Origin of the sequence: Streptomyces sp. Je 1-79 (assembly GCF_025195125.1) — a bacterium.
Classification (GTDB): domain Bacteria; phylum Actinomycetota; class Actinomycetes; order Streptomycetales; family Streptomycetaceae; genus Streptomyces.
The window spans coordinates 161,250-178,137 of record NZ_JAMGSL010000007.1 but is presented as its reverse complement, the minus strand read 5'-3'; the positions used below and the strand labels follow the sequence as shown (position 1 = coordinate 178,137).

The following is a 16,888-nucleotide window of genomic DNA, read 5'->3' as shown; positions in this document are numbered from 1 at the left end:
CCCTCCCTCCCGAGCGGTGGGAGGAAGGGGCCACTCAGTCTCACGGACGTCGGGAAGGGAAGGTTCAGGACGCGCGGACCCTCGTCCGATCCTTGATCATGTTCGGCGTGATCCGGCCGCCGGCCGGCATGTCCGGGCCTGTTACGGACGTGCCTTCGACGGACGCGCCCGAGCCTTCGGCAGGCGTGCCGGAACCGCCGGTCGGCGCGTCCGGGCCACTGTCCCGCGCGTCCGGGCCGCCGTCCGGCGCGTCCAGGTCTTCGACGGGCGCCTTGGAGGGCGGGACCAGGTCGAAGACGTCGTCGTAGCGGTGCTGCTCGTCCGGCCCCGCCAGCAGGTACGACTGGGCCTCGCCGACGTGGAAGTACATCCCGTGGAGCGTCAGCGTGCCTTCGGCGAGCCGCCGGGCCACCGGCTCGTACGCCCGCAGATGCTCCAACTGCTGGACGACGTTGGTCAGGCAGAGCTGCTCGACCGCGTCGGCCGGGAGCCGCTCCGAGATCCTGGCCCAGGCGTGTCTGCGGCTGGCCATCCGCTCCAGGCTGGGCAGGCCGTGGCGCAGCCAGCGGCGCAGCGGGGACTGCGGGGCGTCCGGTCCGGGTGTGCTGCTCAGCAGGGCCTGCATGGCACCGCAGCCGGAGTGTCCGCAGACGGTGATCGACTGGACGCGCAGCACCTCCACCGCGTACTCGATCGCCGCGGCCACCGAGTCGTCCCCGCTCTCCTCACCGGGCAGCGGAACCAGATTGCCCACGTTCCGTACGGTGAAGAGGTCGCCGGGGCCGCTGGCGGTGATCATGCTCGTGACCAGCCGGGAGTCGGCGCAGGTGAGGAAGAGCTGCGAGGGGCGCTGGCCCTCCCGGGCGAGGCGCGCCAGCTCGTCCCGGACGCGCGGGGCCGTGTTGCGCTGGAACTTGCCGATTCCGCTCGCGAGCTGATGCCCGGTCGGCCGTCGGGTCCCGTCGCCGGCGTGGGGTTCGCCGCAGTGGTGGTTGCGCCAGGGGGTCCAGGGGCGGCAGCAGCCGTGGGAGGCGGAGTCGGGCTCGCCGATCCGGTCGCCGGAGGGGCCGGTGACGTCGACCGTGCCGCCGGCTCGCAGATAGCCCGCCTGCCAGTCGTGCAGCGTCTCGTACGCGGCGTGATCCATGAACGACCCGTCCAGCTCGACGACCGCATGGGCTCCCGGAGGCAGTTGGTGCAGGGCCCGGCTCAGCCGGGGCACGGCGAGGAAGGTCAGCTGGCCGCGTACGCGCACCAGATGGCGGCCTTCGTGCTCCTCGCGGGTGATGCGCGTCTTGGCGAGGCGGTGCATCGCGACCGCGATGGCCACCGCGATCCCCAGCGCGACGCCCTCCAGGATCCCGACGAGGACGACACCGCTCAGCGTCACCGCGTACACGAGGACCTCGCGGTGCCGCGTCACGCTGCGGATGTGGGTGATGTTCACCATCTGGATCCCGACCACCATCACGAGCGCGGCGAGCGCGGGCAGCGGGATCAGGTCGAGCAGGGGGACGAGGAGCAGCGCGGCCAGCACGATCCACAGGCCGTGCAGCATCGTGGAGTTGCGGCTCATGGCGCCCGCGGAGACATTGGCGACGCTGCGCACCGCGACACCCGCCACGGGCAGTCCGCCGAGCGCGCCGGAGACCATGTTGGCCGCTCCCTGGCCCGCGAGTTCGCGGTCGAGCCGGGAGCGGGGCACGCCGTGCCCGTGGTCGGCGCGGGCGGCCACGAGCTTGTCGACCGCGACGGCGGAGAGCAGCGACTGCACGCTGGTGACCAGCGTGATGGTGACGACGCCGGCCGCGATGCCGAGGACCGGCCCCTGCGGCAGCCCGGGCAGGATGTGGCTGCTCCAGGACGGAAGGTCGACGCGGGGGACGGCGAGCCCGGCGAAGGCCGCCAGCGCCGTGGCCGCCGCCACCGAGGCGAGCGCCGCCGGGATCTTCCGCAGCGCGTGTCCGGCGCGCCCGGGGAGGCGTGGCCAGAGCAGCAGCACGGCGACGGTGAGAGCGCTGATGGACAGCGCGGCCGGATGGAGGTCGGCCAACTGCGCCGGCAGACCGAGGACGTTGTCCACGGTGGAACTCTGCGGGGTGCCGCCGAGCACGATGTGGAGCTGTGCGAGGGCGATGGTCACGCCGATGCCGGCGAGCATGCCGTGCACGATCGCCGGGGAGACGGCGAGGGCGGAGCGGGCCACCCGCAGGGCGGCGAGACCTAGTTGGGCGAGTCCGGCGAGGACGGTGATGGCGCAGGTGGTGCGCCAGCCGTAGCGCTGGATCAGCTCGGCGGTGACGACCGTGAGGCCTGCGGCGGGGCCGCTGACCTGGAGCGGAGCGCCGCCGAAGCGGCCGGCGACGAGACCGCCGACGGCGGCGGCGACCAGGCCGGCCTGGAGCGGGGCTCCGGTGGCGAGCGCGATGCCCAGGGAGAGCGGCAGCGCGATCAGGAAGACGGAGATCGACGCGGACAGGTCGACGCCCGCGATGGGGAAGCGGCGGCGATCGTGACCCGGCGGGCTGTGGGGCCGCTGTGCGTCGGGCCGGGTCGTGGTGCGGTCGGGTGAGGGGCAGAGGGGCATGGTTCCCGTCTCCTCCGGGGCAGCGCAGGCGCGGCTGGGTCACGGCGTGCAGTGGCGGGATGGCCGAACAATCATCAACGCTCGGTAAATGGATCGTAATGGAGAGTAAAGACTGCGGCATTATTTTCGGGGCAAACAGGGCAATGATTCACCGATTGGAGTGACACCTGACGTCCATGCCGCTTGTCGTTTCATCATTCCGGCGTCCGTGGTGCGACGTTGACGGCGCTCGCACGCCGCACGGAATCCGAGGAGAGGTGGGCGGATGTCAGCCGCCGGGAGAAGGACCACTGTCCGCAGAAGGGCACTCGCCGTCGGTGCCCTCGCCGTCGCCCTGACCACCGGGCTCGCCGGGTGCTCGGACTCGACGAAGACGGCCGGGCCGAAGGGCGCGGCCGGGGAGAAGAAGCCCGCCGCGGCCCCGGAGAACGCGGTGCGCCTGATCGGTGACGGCTCCACCGCCTTCACCGGCGCACAGCCCCACCAGCCGGTGTGGAAGAAGCTGAAGCCGGGGGAGAAGCCCCCGCAGTTCGTGGTCTTCTCCTGGGACGGAGCCGGAGAGGACAGCCAGAAGCTCTTCTCCCACTTCCGCAAGGTGGGCCAGAAGTACGACGCGACCATGACGTACTTCCTCAGCGGCGTCTATCTGCTGCCCGAGGAGAAGCGCAAGCTCTACGACCCGCCGCAGCACAACGCCGGCAGCTCGGAGATCGGCTTCAACGACACCGAGGGCATCCGCGACACCGTGCGGGAGCTGCGCGGCGCCTGGCAGGAGGGCAACGAGGTCGGCACGCACTTCAACGGCCACTTCTGCGGGCCGGAGAGCGGCGTCGGCAACTGGTCGGTCGAGGACTGGAAGAGCGAGATCCGCCAGGCCAAGTCCTTTGTGAAGAACTGGAAGACGAACGCCGGCCTGACCGCCGAGCAGCCGCTCCCGTTCGACTACGAGAAGGAGCTGGTCGGCGCCCGCACCCCGTGTCTCGAGGGTCGCGAGAACTTCGTCAAGGCGGCTTCCCAGCTGGGCTTCCGCTACGACACCAGCGGCGTCAACGACCAGATCTGGCCGAAGAAGGACCAGGGGCTCTGGGACCTGTCGATGCATCTGGTCCCGGTCCCCGGCCGCGCGTTCCAGACGCTCTCCATGGACTACAACTTCATGGTCAACCAGTCGGGTACGAAGACGCAGGGCGACCCGAACATGCACGAGTACTGGGGCAACCAGATGCGTGACGGCCTGGTGCAGGCCTTCAACCGCTCGTACCACGGCAACCGGGCACCGGTGATCATCGGCAACCACTTCGAGTCCTGGAACGGCGGCACGTACATGCGCGCCATCGAGGAGACCATCGCCACGGTGTGCGTGCAGAAGGACGTCGAGTGCGTGTCCTTCCGGCAGCTCGCGGACTGGCTCGACGCCCAGGACCCGGCGGTGATCGCGAAGATGCGGACCCTGAAGGTCGGCGAGGCCCCGAAGGGGGGCTGGACGACCTTCCTGGCTCCACAGTCCCTGACCTCGGCCAAGCCCCTTGCGCCGGCCGGGTCCCTGACCTCGGCCAAGCCGGAGCCGAAGCGACCCGAAGAGCACTGACCCCGCCGGAGGCCGCCTTGCAGCACGGCGAGGCGGCCGCCGACGGTGAGGCTTCGGGGTCGCTGATGACGCTCCGGCGGCGTTGGTGAGGCTTCGACCGGACCCCGGACCGGCCGGGGTCGCTGCCGGCCGTCAGCTGGGCTGGGGTACGGCCAGCGCCTCGTCGAGGACGAAGCCGGGGTCGACCTGCGCCGCCAGGTCGACCCCGGTCTTGGCGTTGCCCCAGCTCTCCGCGTTCCTGAGGTGGAAGTGGACCATCTGGCGCGTGTACCGCTCCCAGTCGCGGTGCGCGTACGAGTCGTCCGCCGCGTCCTGGAGCGCCTGGAGCGCCATCCGGTTGTCCACCTCCAGCAGCTCGAAACGGGACGGGCGGCCCTTCTCCATCCCGCGGACCCAGTCCGAGTGGCCCACCGTCACCAGCAGGTCGTCGCCCACCTCGGCGCGCAGGAATTCCACGTCGTCCGGGCCCTGCACCTTGTTGCCGATGACCCTGAGCGCGACGCCGAAGTCCCGGGCGTACTCCTTGTACTGGCGGTAGACCGACACCCCCTTGCGGGTCGGCTCGGCGACCAGGAAGGTCATGTCGAAGCGGGTGAACATCCCGGAGGCGAAGGAGTCCGAGCCCGCCGTCATGTCGACGACCACGTACTCGTCCACCCCGTCGACCAGGTGGTTGAGGCACAGCTCCACCGCGCCGACCTTGGAGTGGTAGCAGGCCACCCCCAGGTCCGACTCCGTGAACGGTCCGGTGGCCATCAGCCGGACGTCGCCGTCGTCGAGATGCACGGTCCGCGCGCACGCGTCGTAGACCGGGTTGTCCTCACGGACCCGCAGCAGCCGCGAGCCCTCCCCGGGAGGGGTCGTCTTGATCATCGAATCGGCGGAGGCGATCCGTGGATTCGAACCGCGCAGGTAGTCCTTGATGAGGGGCAGGTGCGCGCCCATCGCGGGCAGCGCCGCCGCTTGGACCTCGTCGAGCCCGAGCGCGGCCCCGAGGTGCTGGTTGATGTCGGCGTCCACCGCGACGACGGCGGCCTCATTGGCGGCGAGGTGGCGGATGAAGAGCGAGGACAGCGTGGTCTTGCCGCTGCCGCCCTTCCCTACGAAAGCGATCTTCATGTTCACGAAGCGTAGCGGGCCGATCGCGTCGAGTGGTCAAGGTCCGTGAAGAAGACCACTCCAAGGTGGGGCGGGCGCCACGGGCGCGTAGCCTCGCTACTTATGAGTACGCACGCCTCTGACCCCCTGGCCGCCCTCGGCTCCCTGCCGGGCGTCACCGACTCGGTGGACTCCGTACGCAAGGCCGTCGACCGGGTCTACGGCCACCGCGTGATGCGGCGCCGCAGCAACGAGATCACCTCCGAGGCCGCCCTGCGCGGAGCGCGCGGCTCGGCCGCGCTGTCCGGCGCCGACTGGGCCCTGGAAGAGGTCCGCCGACGCACCGACTTCAGTGGCGACGCCGAGGCGCGGACCGTGGGTGCGGCCCTGCGGCTGGGCGCGGAGGCGGGGCAGCTGCTCTCCATCTGGCGACAGTCGCCCCTGCGGGTGCTCGCCCGGCTCCACCTCGTCGCGGTCGGCGACGTGGCCCTCGGCGCGGCGCTGGGCGAGGCGGGCGACTCGGTCGGCAGGCCCCGGCAGGCCGGCGAGTCGGTCGACGAGCCGCTGATCGAGGCGCCGCTGCCGGACCCGGCGGAGGTCGCGGGGCGGCTCGACGGGCTCTCCGAACTGATCATCGCGGGCGGTGCGGCCCCGGCCCTGGTGACGGCGGCCGTGGTGCACGGGGAGCTGCTCGCGCTGCGCCCCTTCACCTCGTACAACGGGCTGATCGCCCGGGCCGCCGAACGGATCGTGCTGATCGGCAGCGGACTCGACCCCAAGTCGATCTGCCCGGCCGAGGTCGGTCACGCGGAACAGGGACGAGCGGCGTACGTCGCCGCCTTCGAGGGCTATCTGTCGGGGACCCCGGAGGGCATGGCCGCCTGGATCGCCCACTGCGGGCGGGCGGTCGAGCTCGGCGTACGGGAGTCGACGGCCGTCTGCGAGGCGCTCCAGCGCGGCGCGGCCTGAACGCTGCTGGCTGATGGGCGCCGGCTGATGGGCGCCAGCTGATCGCTCCCGACTGATCGCCGCTGGCCGGCTCGATCGGCGCGACGTGGCGGCTCGGGCCGAACCGGCCCGGAAAAGGGTTGCGGCGGTACCAGTCCTGGTACCGCCGCTGGCACGTCTGCCGAGTTACCAAGCGTCCTCGATATGTGCCCATCAGGCGGGGAACTTTGCCCATCGCCTGGTGCGGCTGGCCCGTAATCGACGGGTCGACGTCGCGTGGGTGCTCAGTTTCTGTGCGTGGTCCGTGGGGCCTTCTTGCTCAACAGGTGATCCTCTCGGATGTCCTAGGTCTCGCGGGCCTGATTCCTTTCTACTCCTGTCGGATGGGAAGCGAAAGTCCTGGCTCCCAGTTCTTTACTTTCGCCTCAAATCCGGGCAAAGCGATCGGCAAGGGTGGCGTGACGCCGCCGGTTGGCGTACCAGACCAGACCGGCGGTCGCCGCGGCCGCGCCCACGGCTGCCGCGGCCAGGAGTGCGGGGCGCGGCGGCATACGGAAGCCCGGCAGCCGCTGCTTGAGACGGACCGGCTTGTCGAAGACCAGGATCGGCCAGTCCTGAGCGGTGGCCTCACGGCGGAGAGCCCGGTCGGGATTGACCGCGTAGGGGTGGCCGACGGCCTCCAGCATCGGTACGTCGGTCGCCGAGTCGCTGTACGCGTAACAGCGCGAGAGGTCGTAGCCCTCGGACTCCGCAAGCTCCCGGATCGCCTCCGCCTTGGTGGGCCCGTAGGCGTAGTACTCCACCTCCCCGGTGAAGCAGCCGTCGTCGCCGACGACCATCCGGGTCGCCACGACCCGGTCGGCGCCGAGCATCTCGCCGATCGGCTCCACCACCTCGGCGCCCGAGGTCGAGACGATCACCACGTCCCGGCCGGCGGCGTGGTGCTCCTCGATGAGGGAGGCCGCCTCGTCGTAGATGATCGGGTCGATCAGCTCGTGCAGGGTCTCGGCGACCAACTCCTTGACCTGCGATACGTTCCATCCTTTGCAGAGCGCGGAAAGGTATTCGCGCATCCGCTCCATCTGATCGTGGTCGGCGCCGCCCACGAGGAAGACGAACTGGATGTACGCCGTCCGCAGGACGGCGCGGCGGTTGATCAGTCCGCCTTGGTAGAAGGACTTGCTGAAGGTCAGCGTCGACGACTTCGCAATGACCGTCTTGTCCAGGTCAAAGAAGGCGGCTGTGCGCGGCAACGAGTGGTTTTCCACGAGCCGAGCATAGGTGCCCGCCATTCGGCGTACGCTCGGGCGTGTGGGTTTGCCTGAGAAGGCTCTCGGGTACACCATGGAAGTCACGGATCGTTCGCGACCGTGCTAACCCGGTCCGGCTCCTCCCCCCCCGAGTCGGCCGGAGAGACGACCCCCGCTCTCCCCCCCGGCGGGGGTCGTCGCATGTCCGGACGCGTTTTCGTCCCTCGGATCCTCATTCGTCCCCCTCTCGTCGGCCGTGTGGCCGCGACGGCGTGATGCCCTCGATTCGTCACTCAGCGTAGCCGCTGGGGCGCTCTCCGGGTATCCCCGGTATGGGGGACGGGGATATTCACAACGACTGAGTTATCCACAGTTTTTGAGCAAGATCCACACGATTTCCGGGATGGCGCCACGGTGATTCCCACCGCGAACTCCGCGGACGGAAGGAATCACCGATCTCGGCCGCGCGACCGGCGCGGGCGGGATCGCACGGACAGGGGGCGTGTGCTGTGGCGGGAACCATGACTTTCAGAACGGCGGGGGCGTACAGGGCCGCGAGGTCCACCCGTTCCTCCCCGGCCGCCGACGGACCGACCGGCGGTGCGGGACGCCGGGCCGGACCCTTGATCGTGACCGAGGACCTTGCGCTGCTCGACGACCTGCTGCGGCTGTGCGCCGCGGCGGGGGCGGAACCCGAGGTGCACCACACCGTGCCGGAGCGCCGTGCGAGCTGGGCCGAGGCCCCGCTCGTCCTGGTCGGCGAGGACGCTGCGGCCCGCTGCCGTGGGGCGGCGCGCAGGCAGGGGGTGATCCTTGTCGGCCGGGACCGCCACGGGCTCGACGACCCCCTCCGTGATCCTCTCGGCGACGGTCCCCTCGGCGACCCCGACGTGTGGCGGCGGGCCGTCGAGATCGGCGCCGACTGTGTGCTGCGGCTGCCGGACGCCGAAAGCTGGCTCGTCGACCGCATCGCCGACGCGGCCGAAGGCGCGGGAAAGCAGGCGCTGACCGTCGGCGTCATCGGCGGACGCGGCGGCGCCGGGGCCTCGACCCTGGCCTGTGCCCTCGCGCTGGCCGGCGCCAGGACCGGGCGGCGCACCCTGCTCGTGGACGGGGACCCGCTCGGCGGCGGGCTCGACGTCCTGCTCGGCGGGGAGCGGGCCGAAGGGCGGCGCTGGCCCGACTTCGTCGCCTCCAAGGGGCGGGTCGCCGGCGGCGCCCTGGAGGAGTCGCTGCCGTCCGTGCGCGGGCTGCGGGTCCTCAGCTGGGACCGCGGAGACGCGGTCGTCGTGCCGCCCGAAGCCATGCGGTCGGTGCTCGCCGCTGCGCGCAGGCGGGGCGGGATCGTCGTGGTGGACCTGCCCCGCCGGATCGACGCGGCGGTGAACGAGGCGCTGGCGCAGCTGGACCTCGGACTCCTCGTCGTCCCCGGCGAGTTGCGGGCCGTCGCCGCGGCCCACCGGGTCGCCTCGCTCGCGGGCGCGGTGCTGCGCGACCTGCGTGCCGTGGTGCGCGGACCGTACGCGCCGGGGCTCGACGATCAGTGGGTCGCGGACACCCTGGGTCTGCCGCTCGCCGGGGAACTCCCCGACGATCCCGGCCTCTTGGCGGCGCTCGACGCCGGAGCGCCGCCCGGCGGCGAGGCGAGCGGACCGCTCGGACGGTTCTGCGCGGCGTTCTGGGAGCGCGCCCTGGTCACGGAGGACGCTCCGTGAGCGCCGAGACGCCCACGGGCGGCGCGGCGCTCCTGGAGGCCGTGCGGCAACGGCTCGCCGAGAGCGGGGCCGAGCCCACGCCGGCGCGGGTCGCGGCGGCGCTGCGGGCTCAGGGGCGGCTGCTGGGTGACACGGAAGTCCTGGGCGCGGCCGAGGCGTTGCGGTGCGAGCTGGTCGGCACGGGACCGCTGGAACCGCTGCTGGCCGATCCCGCGGTCACCGACGTGCTGGTGTCGGCCCCCGACCGGGTCTGGGTCGACCGGGGAGCGGGCCTCGAACTGACGGCGGTCCGATTCGCGGACGCGCCCGCCGTGCGCCGACTGGCGCAGCGGCTCGCGGCGGTCGCCGGGCGACGCCTGGACGACGCCCGGCCCTGGGTGGACGCCCGGCTCCCGGACGGCACCCGGATGCACGCCGTTCTGCCGCCGGTGGCGGTCGGATCGACATGCCTGTCATTGCGGGTCGTGCGGCCGCGGGCCTTCTCCGTGGAGGAGTTGACCGCGGCGGGCACCGTCCCGCCGGGCGGCGAGCGGATCCTGCGCGCCCTGATCGAGGCAAGGGTCTCGTATCTGATCTCCGGCGGGACGGGTTCCGGGAAGACGACGCTCCTCTCCACGCTGCTCGGTCTGGTCGGCGAGCGGGAGCGGATCGTCCTCGCCGAGGACTCGGCCGAGCTGCGGCCCGACCATCCGCATGTCGTGCGCCTGGAGGCCCGCCCGGCGAACCAGGAGGGCGCGGGTCTGGTGACCCTGCGGGACCTGGTCCGGCAGGCGCTGCGGATGCGGCCCGACCGGCTGGTGGTCGGAGAGGTGCGGGGCGGGGAGGCGGTCGATCTCCTCGCCGCCCTCAACACGGGCCATGAAGGAGGTTCGGGAACGGTTCATGCCAATACGGCGGCGGACGTACCGGCCCGCCTCGAAGCCCTCGGTACGGCGGCCGGACTCGACCGGGCCGCGCTGCACAGCCAGTTGGGGGCCGGGCTCTCGGCCGTGCTGCATCTCGCACGGGACCGGGCGGGGCGGCGGCGGATCGCCGAGATCCATGTCCTGGAGAGGGACCGGGAGGGGCTGGTGGTGACCGTGCCCGCGCTGCGCTGGGGAGCGGCCGGGTTCGAGCGGGAGCGGGGCTGGGAGCGGCTGCGGACGCTGATCGGGGGCGGGGCGTGAGGATCGAGCAGTGGGCGCTGGCCCAGGGCGCTGCGGTGCTGTGTGCCGGGGCCGCGATCTGGTGGGGGGCCGAGCGGGAGCGGGGTCTTCGGCGGGCGCGGGTGGTCCTCGCGGGCGTCGGGGCCCTGGGGCCTCCGGGCGCTCCGGGGAGGGCGCGGCCTTCGTGGCGGGCGGTCGGCGAGCGGTGGTGGGGCGCCCTGCGGGGGCGCCGCGCCTGGCTGTGCCTTCCGGTGGCAGCGGTGATCGCGGTCCTGGGGCAGTCCCCGCTGCCGCTGGCGGCGGGTGCGATCGCGGTGCCGCTGGCGGGGCGGCGGCTGCGGGCGGTGGCGCACCGCAAGGAGCGGGAGGCGCGGTCCGACGCGGTGGTGGCCCTGTGCGGCGCGGTCGCGGCCGAGCTGAGAGCCGGTCGCCAGCCCGCGCGGGCGTTGCTCTTCGCGGTCGGGGCGACGGGGGCGCTCGGGCCGAAGGAGGAGGCGGAGGTGGTCGCGGCGGCCCGGTTCGGCGGCGATGTGGCGCAGGCGCTGCGGAGCGCCGCGCGTCGGGAGGGGGCGGACGGCCTGGCCGGCCTGGCGGCCTGCTGGCAGGTCGCGGTGGACGGCGGCGCGGGACTGGCCGCGGGGCTCGACCGGCTGGAGGCCGCGCTGCGGGACCACCGGGACCAGCGGGAACGGCTGCGGGCCCAACTGGCCGGGGCCTGGGCGACGGTGGCCGTCCTCGCGGTGCTCCCCGCGGTGGGCCTCGCGCTCGGTACGGCGCTGGGAGCACGCCCGCTCCACGTGCTGCTGCACGCGCCGGTGGGGCTCGCGTGTCTGGCCGTCGGCTCGGCGCTGGAGGTGGCCGGCCTGTGGTGGGCCGCGCGGATCGTCCGAGGAGGGGAGCGGGTGTGACCGGATCGGCGGGGCTCCTGGGGGAGTTCGTCCACAGGCTGGGGGCGGTGGTCGCCGTGACCGCCTCGGTCGCGTGGGCGGCCTGGACCGTGGCCGACCGGCGGCGCGAGCGACGGACACGGAAGCGGATCGCGGCTTTGGTGGCGACCGGTGCGGTGGATGACGGGCGGCGTGGGGGCGGGTTTCCGCCCTGGCTGCGGAGGTGGGCCGTGCCGCTTGCGGCGGCCGTCGTCGGCTGGGCCCTGATCGGCGGGGCGGCCGGAGTCCTGGTGGGAATCGCGGGGGGCTGGGGTGTGCGGTGGTGGAGCACGCGCCGTGTCCCGGCGACGGGCGACGAGGAAGAGGCCGCACGCCAGCTGCCCCTCGCGGCCGATCTGTTGGCGGCCTGCGCGTCCGCCGGAGCCGGGCCGGGCGAGGCCGCAGAGGCGGTGGGGCGGTCGTTGGGCGGGCCGGTCGGTGAGCGGCTGGCCCGGACCGCCGCGGAGCTGCGGCTGGGCGGTGAACCGGCCGATGTGTGGCGGAGGTTCGGCGCGATACCCGGCGCGGAGGGGCTGGCCCGCTGTCTGGAACGGGCCGGTTCCTCCGGGGCGCCCGCCGCAGAGGCCGTCTCGAGACACGCGGCCGATCTGCGGGCGGACCGGGCCCGTAAGGCGGCGGCCCGGGCGCAGCGGGCCCAGGTGCTGATCACCGCCCCCGTGGGGCTCTGCTTCCTGCCCGCCTTCCTGGCGGTGGGGGTGGCCCCGGTGGTGATCGGCCTCGCGACCGGACTGCTGCGGAGCTGACGGAGGACGAGAACGAACGCGACGACACGCATACGCACGAACACGAACCCGACCACGAACACCGACACGAACACGAACACGAGGACGACACATGGGGGTTGGCATGAAGAGGATGAGCGCGTGGTGGCGGGCCCGCTGGGCGGCCCGGAGCGATGCGGGGATGACCACGTCGGAGTACGCGATGGGCACCATCGCGGCGGCGGGCTTCGCGACCGTGCTGTACAAGATCGTGACCAGCGGATCGGTCTCCGGCGCGCTGGAGTCCGTGATCGGGAAGGCGCTCGATGCGCCGTTCTGACGACCGGGGCGCCGTGACCGTGGAGGCGGCCATGGCCCTGCCGGCCCTGGTGGTGTTCACCATGGCCCTGGTCTGGGCGCTCGCCGCCGCGGCCGCGCAGATCCAGTGCGTGGACGCGGCCCGGGCCGGCGCGCGGGCGGTGGCCAGGTCGGAGCCGGTTTCCGGCGCCGAGGCAGCCGCGAAGGCGGCCGCGCCCGAGGGCGCCAGCGTCTCGGTCACCCGTTCGGGCGAGCTGTGGCGGGTGACGGTGGAGGCACCGACACCCGGCCCCGGCGGGATGGGGCTCACACTGCGCGCCGGGGCGGCGGCGCTCGCCGAGGACACGGCGGGGGTGACACCACCATGAGCGAGGCCGGGACAGGCGCGGCTCCGGCCGCGGCTCGGCGAGGGACGGGCGCGGCTCGTGCCTCGGCGCGGGGCGGGCCGGGTGCGGCGGAGGCTCTGGACGACCGGGGCCGGGCGGGTTCGGCGCGGGGTCGGGCGGGCCGTGATCGGGGGATGGCGACGGTGTGGACGGCCTTCGCGGCCTGTGTCCTGTGCGTGGTGTTCGGGGCGGTGCTCGCGCTGGGCCAGGCGGTCGCCGCCCGGCACCGGGCCGGCGGGGCGGCCGACCTGGCCGCGCTCGCCGCCGCCGACCGGGCCCTGTGGGGCGAGCAGGCCGCGTGCGCGGCGGCCGCACGGGTGGCGGACGCGCAGGGTGCCGTGGTGGTGCGGTGCTCGGTACGGGGCGACATCGCCGACGTGACGGCGGCGGTGCGCCTGGGGCCGTACGCACCGGCGGTCAGGGCGCGGGCGGGGCCTCCTGGGCCTCCTGGGCCTACTGGGTCTCAGGGGCCGTCTCAGGGGCCTCCTGGGGCTCCTCCGGGGCTTCCCGCAGCAGTTCCGTGAGCAGGCGTACGGCGCCGCGCTTGTGCAGCGGGTCGTTGCCGTTGCCGCACTTGGGGGACTGGATGCAGGACGGGCAGCCCGCCTCGCACTCGCAGACGGCGATCGCCTCGCGGGTGGCCGTCAGCCAGGCGCGGGCGGTGTGGAAGGCCCGCTCGGCGAAGCCCGCGCCGCCCGGATGCCCGTCGTAGACGAAGACGGTGGGCAGCAGGGTGTCGGGGTGGAGCGGCACGGAGACTCCGCCGATGTCCCAGCGGTCGCAGGTGGCGAAGAGCGGCAGCATGCCGATGGAGGCGTGCTCGGCGGCGTGCAGGGCCCCGCCGAGGATCTCCGGGTTGATCCGGGCGGCGTCGAGCTGGTCCTCGGTGACCGTCCACCACACGGCGCGGGTGCGCAGGGTGCGGGGCGGCAGGTCGAGCTTGGTCTCACCGAGCACCTCGCCGGTGATCAGACGGCGGCGCAGGAAGGAGACGACCTGGTTGGTCACCTCGACGGAGCCGTAGCAGAGGCGTCCGGCTCCCCAGGGGATCTCGGTGTCGGTTTCGAGGACGGAGATGGAGGTGGTGTCGCGGGCGGTGGTCGAGTACGGCGGGCTCGCCTGTTCGACCAGGGCGACGGAGTCCTTCAGGTCGAGGCTCTTCACGAGGTACGTGCGGCCCTGGTGGAGGTGGACGGCGCCCTCGTGGACGGCGGTGTGGGAGGCGGCCTCGTCGACCGTGCCGAGCAGGCGGCCGGTGCCGGCCTCCACGATCTGGACCGGGCTGCCGCCCCCGCCGCGGATGTCGGTCAGGTCGGCGGCACGCTCGCGGCGGGTCCAGTACCAGCCGGTGGAGCGCTTCCGGAGCAGTCCGGCGGCCTCCAGCTGGGGCAGCAGGTCGGTGACGGCCGGGCCGAAGAGGGCCAGGTCGGCGTCGGTGAGCGGAAGCTCCGCGGCGGCGGCGCACAGATGGGGGGCGAGGACGTAGGGATTGTCGGGGTCCAGGACGGTCGACTCGACCGGCTGCTGGAAGAGCGCCTCGGGATGGTGGACCAGGAAGGTGTCCAGCGGGTCGTCCCGGGCGACGAGGATGGCCAGGGCGCCCTCGCCCGAGCGGCCGGCGCGGCCCGCCTGCTGCCACAGGGAGGCCCGGGTGCCCGGGTACCCGGCGATCACCACGGCGTCCAGGCCGGAGACGTCCACGCCCAGCTCCAGGGCCGTCGTGGCGGCAAGCCCGAGGAGCTCGCCCGAGTGCAGGGCGCGCTCCAGTGCGCGGCGCTCCTCGGGCAGATAGCCGCCCCGGTAGGCGGCGACCCGGCGGGCGAGGGAGCGGTCGACCTCGGCGAGACGCTCCTGGGCGATGACCGAGATCAGTTCGGCGCCGCGCCGGGAGCGGACGAAGGCGACTGAGCGGACGCCCTGGAGGGTCAGGTCGGTCAGCAGGTCGGCGGTCTCGGCGGTGGCCGTGCGGCGCACCGGGGCGCCCTGCTCGCCGTGGAGCTCGGTCAGCGGCGGCTCCCAGAGGGCGAAGACCAGCTCGCCGCGCGGGGAGGCGTCGTCGGAGACCTCCGAGACCGGCAGGCCGGTCAGCCGGCCCGCGGCGAGGGCGGGCTCGGCGGAGGTGGCGGAGGCGAGCAGGAAGACGGGATTCGCGCCGTACCGGGCGCAGACACGCCGGAGCCGGCGAAGCACCTGGGCGACATGGGAGCCGAAGACGCCCCGGTAGGTGTGGCACTCGTCGATCACGACGAAGCGCAGGGAGCGCAGGAAGGAGGCCCACCTGGGGTGGGCGGGGAGTATGCCCCGGTGCAGCATGTCGGGGTTGGTCAGCACGTAGTTCGCGTACTGGCGGACCCACTCGCGTTCCTCGACCGGCGTGTCGCCGTCGTAGACGGCCGGCCGGATCCGGTTGCCGAGCGGAGCCGCCAGCTCACGGACCGCACGGCGCTGGTCGGCCGCCAGGGCCTTGGTGGGCGCCAGGTACAGGGCGGTGGCCCCCCGGCCGTTCGCGGCCTCTGAGCCGTCCAGGAGGGTCGTCAGGACCGGGGCGAGGTAGGCCAGCGACTTGCCCGACGCGGTGCCCGTCGCGATCACCACGGACTCGCCGTCCAGAGCGTGCTCGGCGGCCTCTGCCTGGTGGGCCCATGGGTGCTCGATGCCCGCCGCCTGGATCGCGCTGATCACTTCCGTTCGGATGCGATGCGGCCAGACTGCATGGCGGCCCGCCCGGGCGGGCAAGTGCTCCGTATGAGTGATGCGCGCGGCCCGGCTCTCGCCCGAGGAGAGCCGGTCGAGGACCATGCCGGGGGAGGGGCGTTTGCCCGTCTCCCCGGCTGGACGACTGGGGCGGTGATTCTTGGCCATCGGCACCGAGTGTGTCACTGGCGTGACGGACAATGCTCCCAAGGCGTCGTGCATGGCTGCTGGTAAGTGATTGAATGCCATCGCGGCTGGCGATCCGTCCCCCGACTCCGCCGGGGAGACTTGAGGGGCGACCGCTCGATAGCAAGGTGCTGGAGGATCCGTGGACCTGTCCCTGTCGACTCGCAATGTGTCCGGCCCGAGTGGCGACCGTACGGTCGTCGAGGTCGGTGGCGAGATTGATGTGTATACCGCGCCCAAGCTGCGCGAGCAGTTGGTCGAGTTGGTGAACGACGGCAGCTACCACCTGGTTGTCGACATGGAGGGCGTGGACTTCCTCGACTCGACCGGCCTCGGCGTGCTGGTGGGCGGCCTGAAGCGCGTGCGCGCGCATGAGGGCTCGTTGCGCCTGGTCTGCAATCAGGAGCGCATTCTCAAGATCTTCCGGATCACTGGTCTGACCAAGGTGTTCCCCATCCACACCACGGTCGAAGAGGCCGTCAACGCCACCGACTGACGACCGGCAGGCGTCGGAAGAAGGAGTGGAGAGCCGGGCCGACACGCCCGGTCCTCCGAGTTGCCCGCCCAGACTTCCCAGGGGGACCGCATGGCCACCGTTGAACTCCGCTTCAGCGCCCAGCCCGAGCATGTCCGCACGGCCCGCCTGGTGGCGGCCGCGGTGGCGCGCCGGGCCGGGGTCGACGAGGCGGTCCTCGACGAGGTCAGACTCGCCGTCGGCGAGGCGTGCTCCCGGGCCGTCGGGCTCCACCGCAGCAACAGCGTGTCCACCCCCGTCAAGGTGGTGCTGACCGAGGAGGAGAAGACGTTCTCCATCGAGGTCGGCGACGAGGTTCCGGGCGCGGGCGTGGCGGCGGCCGATGCCGCCGGTGTGCCCGGTGCGCGGGACGAGGCTCCCGTCGAGGAGTTCGACGACGCCGACGGTGAGGACGAGATGGGCCTCGCGGTGATCCGCGGGCTCGTCGACGACGTCGAGGTGAGGGCCGGTGAGGAAGGCGGGGTCATCAGGATGAGCTGGCCGACGACTCCGGCGATCGCGCTTCCCTGACCCGACCTGACCCGACCCGACCGGTCCTGACCGGACCGGTCCTGACCGGCTCTGGCCGAATCCTCACCCCTCGAACTCCCGAGCGATCCGCTGTCGGCGATCGGCGGGCGACAGACCGAGATCATGAAAGAGGCCCTGCCGAGCAGGGCCTCTTTTCATTTCTCTAGATCATCGATCATCGGTAAATGCTTTGGGCCCATTACCGCATTCGGTGGGAAGATCAAGGCAATGGGGAATTCCGTTTGCGGCGCCCTGTTTTGATCAGGTTCTGCTCCCTACA

General features: G+C 72.8%; 15 protein-coding genes. 11 read left to right on the top strand and 4 right to left on the bottom strand.

Annotated features, from left to right (window positions below; genetic code table 11):
• Positions 1 to 64: 64 nt before the first annotated feature.
• Positions 65 to 2,587, bottom strand: coding sequence for a bifunctional SulP family inorganic anion transporter/carbonic anhydrase (locus M5362_RS15965; RefSeq protein WP_260228204.1), 2,523 nt, complete (start codon positions 2,585 to 2,587; stop codon positions 65 to 67).
• A 265-nt stretch (positions 2,588 to 2,852) separates the two neighbouring features.
• Here M5362_RS15965 and M5362_RS15960 point away from each other — a divergent pair, with 265 nt between their 5' ends.
• The gene (locus tag M5362_RS15960; protein WP_260228203.1) at positions 2,853 to 4,175 is read left to right on the top strand and encodes a hypothetical protein; all 1,323 of its coding nucleotides are present in this window, start codon (positions 2,853 to 2,855) and stop codon (positions 4,173 to 4,175) included.
• A 132-nt stretch (positions 4,176 to 4,307) separates the two neighbouring features.
• Here the strand turns inward: M5362_RS15960 and M5362_RS15955 are convergent, their stop codons facing one another.
• Positions 4,308 to 5,294: an ATP-binding protein gene (locus tag M5362_RS15955; protein WP_260228202.1), complete on the bottom strand. Its 987-nt coding sequence runs from the start codon at positions 5,292 to 5,294 to the stop codon at positions 4,308 to 4,310.
• A 102-nt stretch (positions 5,295 to 5,396) separates the two neighbouring features.
• Here M5362_RS15955 and M5362_RS15950 point away from each other — a divergent pair, with 102 nt between their 5' ends.
• Complete coding sequence (locus M5362_RS15950; RefSeq protein WP_260228201.1) at positions 5,397 to 6,242, top strand: oxidoreductase; 846 nt, start codon at positions 5,397 to 5,399, stop codon at positions 6,240 to 6,242.
• A 404-nt stretch (positions 6,243 to 6,646) separates the two neighbouring features.
• Here the strand turns inward: M5362_RS15950 and M5362_RS15945 are convergent, their stop codons facing one another.
• Positions 6,647 to 7,513 carry an HAD family phosphatase gene (locus M5362_RS15945; protein WP_260228200.1) on the bottom strand — a complete coding sequence of 289 codons (867 nt, stop codon included), beginning with the start codon at positions 7,511 to 7,513 and terminating at the stop codon, positions 6,647 to 6,649.
• 479 nt (positions 7,514 to 7,992) lie between these two features.
• On the opposite strand from M5362_RS15945, the gene ssd reads away from it, so the two are divergent.
• The 7 genes from ssd (at position 7,993) to M5362_RS15910 (ending at position 13,207) form a co-directional block, all read left to right on the top strand.
• A complete protein-coding gene (gene ssd / locus M5362_RS15940; RefSeq protein ID WP_260228199.1) occupies positions 7,993 to 9,186 on the top strand; it encodes a septum site-determining protein Ssd in 1,194 nt (397 codons plus the stop codon).
• Positions 9,183 to 10,352, top strand: coding sequence for a TadA family conjugal transfer-associated ATPase (locus M5362_RS15935; protein ID WP_260228198.1), 1,170 nt, complete (start codon positions 9,183 to 9,185; stop codon positions 10,350 to 10,352). Before ssd ends, M5362_RS15935 begins: the two co-directional genes overlap by 4 nt.
• Positions 10,349 to 11,239, top strand: coding sequence for a type II secretion system F family protein (locus M5362_RS15930; RefSeq protein ID WP_260228197.1), 891 nt, complete (start codon positions 10,349 to 10,351; stop codon positions 11,237 to 11,239). Before M5362_RS15935 ends, M5362_RS15930 begins: the two co-directional genes overlap by 4 nt.
• On the top strand, positions 11,236 to 12,021 hold the full coding sequence (locus M5362_RS15925; RefSeq protein ID WP_260228196.1) for a type II secretion system F family protein: 786 nt from the start codon (positions 11,236 to 11,238) through the stop codon (positions 12,019 to 12,021). The genes M5362_RS15930 and M5362_RS15925 overlap by 4 nt, the downstream gene beginning before the upstream one ends.
• A 91-nt stretch (positions 12,022 to 12,112) precedes the next feature.
• On the top strand, positions 12,113 to 12,319 hold the full coding sequence (locus tag M5362_RS15920; protein WP_260228195.1) for a DUF4244 domain-containing protein: 207 nt from the start codon (positions 12,113 to 12,115) through the stop codon (positions 12,317 to 12,319).
• Complete coding sequence (locus M5362_RS15915; protein ID WP_260228194.1) at positions 12,306 to 12,665, top strand: TadE family type IV pilus minor pilin; 360 nt, start codon at positions 12,306 to 12,308, stop codon at positions 12,663 to 12,665. Before M5362_RS15920 ends, M5362_RS15915 begins: the two co-directional genes overlap by 14 nt.
• Complete coding sequence (locus M5362_RS15910) at positions 12,662 to 13,207, top strand: Rv3654c family TadE-like protein (protein ID WP_374214473.1); 546 nt, start codon at positions 12,662 to 12,664, stop codon at positions 13,205 to 13,207. Before M5362_RS15915 ends, M5362_RS15910 begins: the two co-directional genes overlap by 4 nt.
• Here M5362_RS15910 and M5362_RS15905 read toward each other — a convergent pair.
• Positions 13,137 to 15,626, bottom strand: a complete 2,490-nt coding sequence (locus M5362_RS15905; protein WP_260228192.1) for a DEAD/DEAH box helicase — start codon at positions 15,624 to 15,626, stop codon at positions 13,137 to 13,139. The genes M5362_RS15910 and M5362_RS15905 overlap by 71 nt on opposite strands.
• Positions 15,627 to 15,705: 79 nt before the next feature.
• On the opposite strand from M5362_RS15905, the gene M5362_RS15900 reads away from it, so the two are divergent.
• Both M5362_RS15900 and M5362_RS15895 read left to right on the top strand, forming a co-directional pair.
• The gene (locus M5362_RS15900) at positions 15,706 to 16,059 is read left to right on the top strand and encodes an STAS domain-containing protein (protein ID WP_147979000.1); all 354 of its coding nucleotides are present in this window, start codon (positions 15,706 to 15,708) and stop codon (positions 16,057 to 16,059) included.
• A 90-nt stretch (positions 16,060 to 16,149) separates the two neighbouring features.
• Complete coding sequence (locus M5362_RS15895; protein WP_260228191.1) at positions 16,150 to 16,608, top strand: ATP-binding protein; 459 nt, start codon at positions 16,150 to 16,152, stop codon at positions 16,606 to 16,608.
• The last annotated feature ends 280 nt before the right edge of the window (positions 16,609 to 16,888 follow it).

What these genes read in the sequence shown, in the direction of transcription:
- M5362_RS15965 (WP_260228204.1), bottom strand. Translation starts at nt 2,587, where the DNA reads ATGCCCCTCTGCCCCTCACCCGACCGCACCACGACCCGGCCCGACGCA.
- M5362_RS15960 (WP_260228203.1), top strand. Translation starts at nt 2,853, where the DNA reads ATGTCAGCCGCCGGGAGAAGGACCACTGTCCGCAGAAGGGCACTCGCC.
- M5362_RS15955 (WP_260228202.1), bottom strand. Translation starts at nt 5,294, where the DNA reads ATGAAGATCGCTTTCGTAGGGAAGGGCGGCAGCGGCAAGACCACGCTG.
- M5362_RS15950 (WP_260228201.1), top strand. Translation starts at nt 5,397, where the DNA reads ATGAGTACGCACGCCTCTGACCCCCTGGCCGCCCTCGGCTCCCTGCCG.
- M5362_RS15945 (WP_260228200.1), bottom strand. Translation starts at nt 7,513, where the DNA reads ATGGCGGGCACCTATGCTCGGCTCGTGGAAAACCACTCGTTGCCGCGC.
- ssd (WP_260228199.1), top strand. Translation starts at nt 7,993, where the DNA reads ATGACTTTCAGAACGGCGGGGGCGTACAGGGCCGCGAGGTCCACCCGT.
- M5362_RS15920 (WP_260228195.1), top strand. Translation starts at nt 12,113, where the DNA reads ATGGGGGTTGGCATGAAGAGGATGAGCGCGTGGTGGCGGGCCCGCTGG.
- M5362_RS15915 (WP_260228194.1), top strand. Translation starts at nt 12,306, where the DNA reads ATGCGCCGTTCTGACGACCGGGGCGCCGTGACCGTGGAGGCGGCCATG.
- M5362_RS15910 (WP_374214473.1), top strand. Translation starts at nt 12,662, where the DNA reads ATGAGCGAGGCCGGGACAGGCGCGGCTCCGGCCGCGGCTCGGCGAGGG.
- M5362_RS15905 (WP_260228192.1), bottom strand. Translation starts at nt 15,626, where the DNA reads ATGGCATTCAATCACTTACCAGCAGCCATGCACGACGCCTTGGGAGCA.
- M5362_RS15895 (WP_260228191.1), top strand. Translation starts at nt 16,150, where the DNA reads ATGGCCACCGTTGAACTCCGCTTCAGCGCCCAGCCCGAGCATGTCCGC.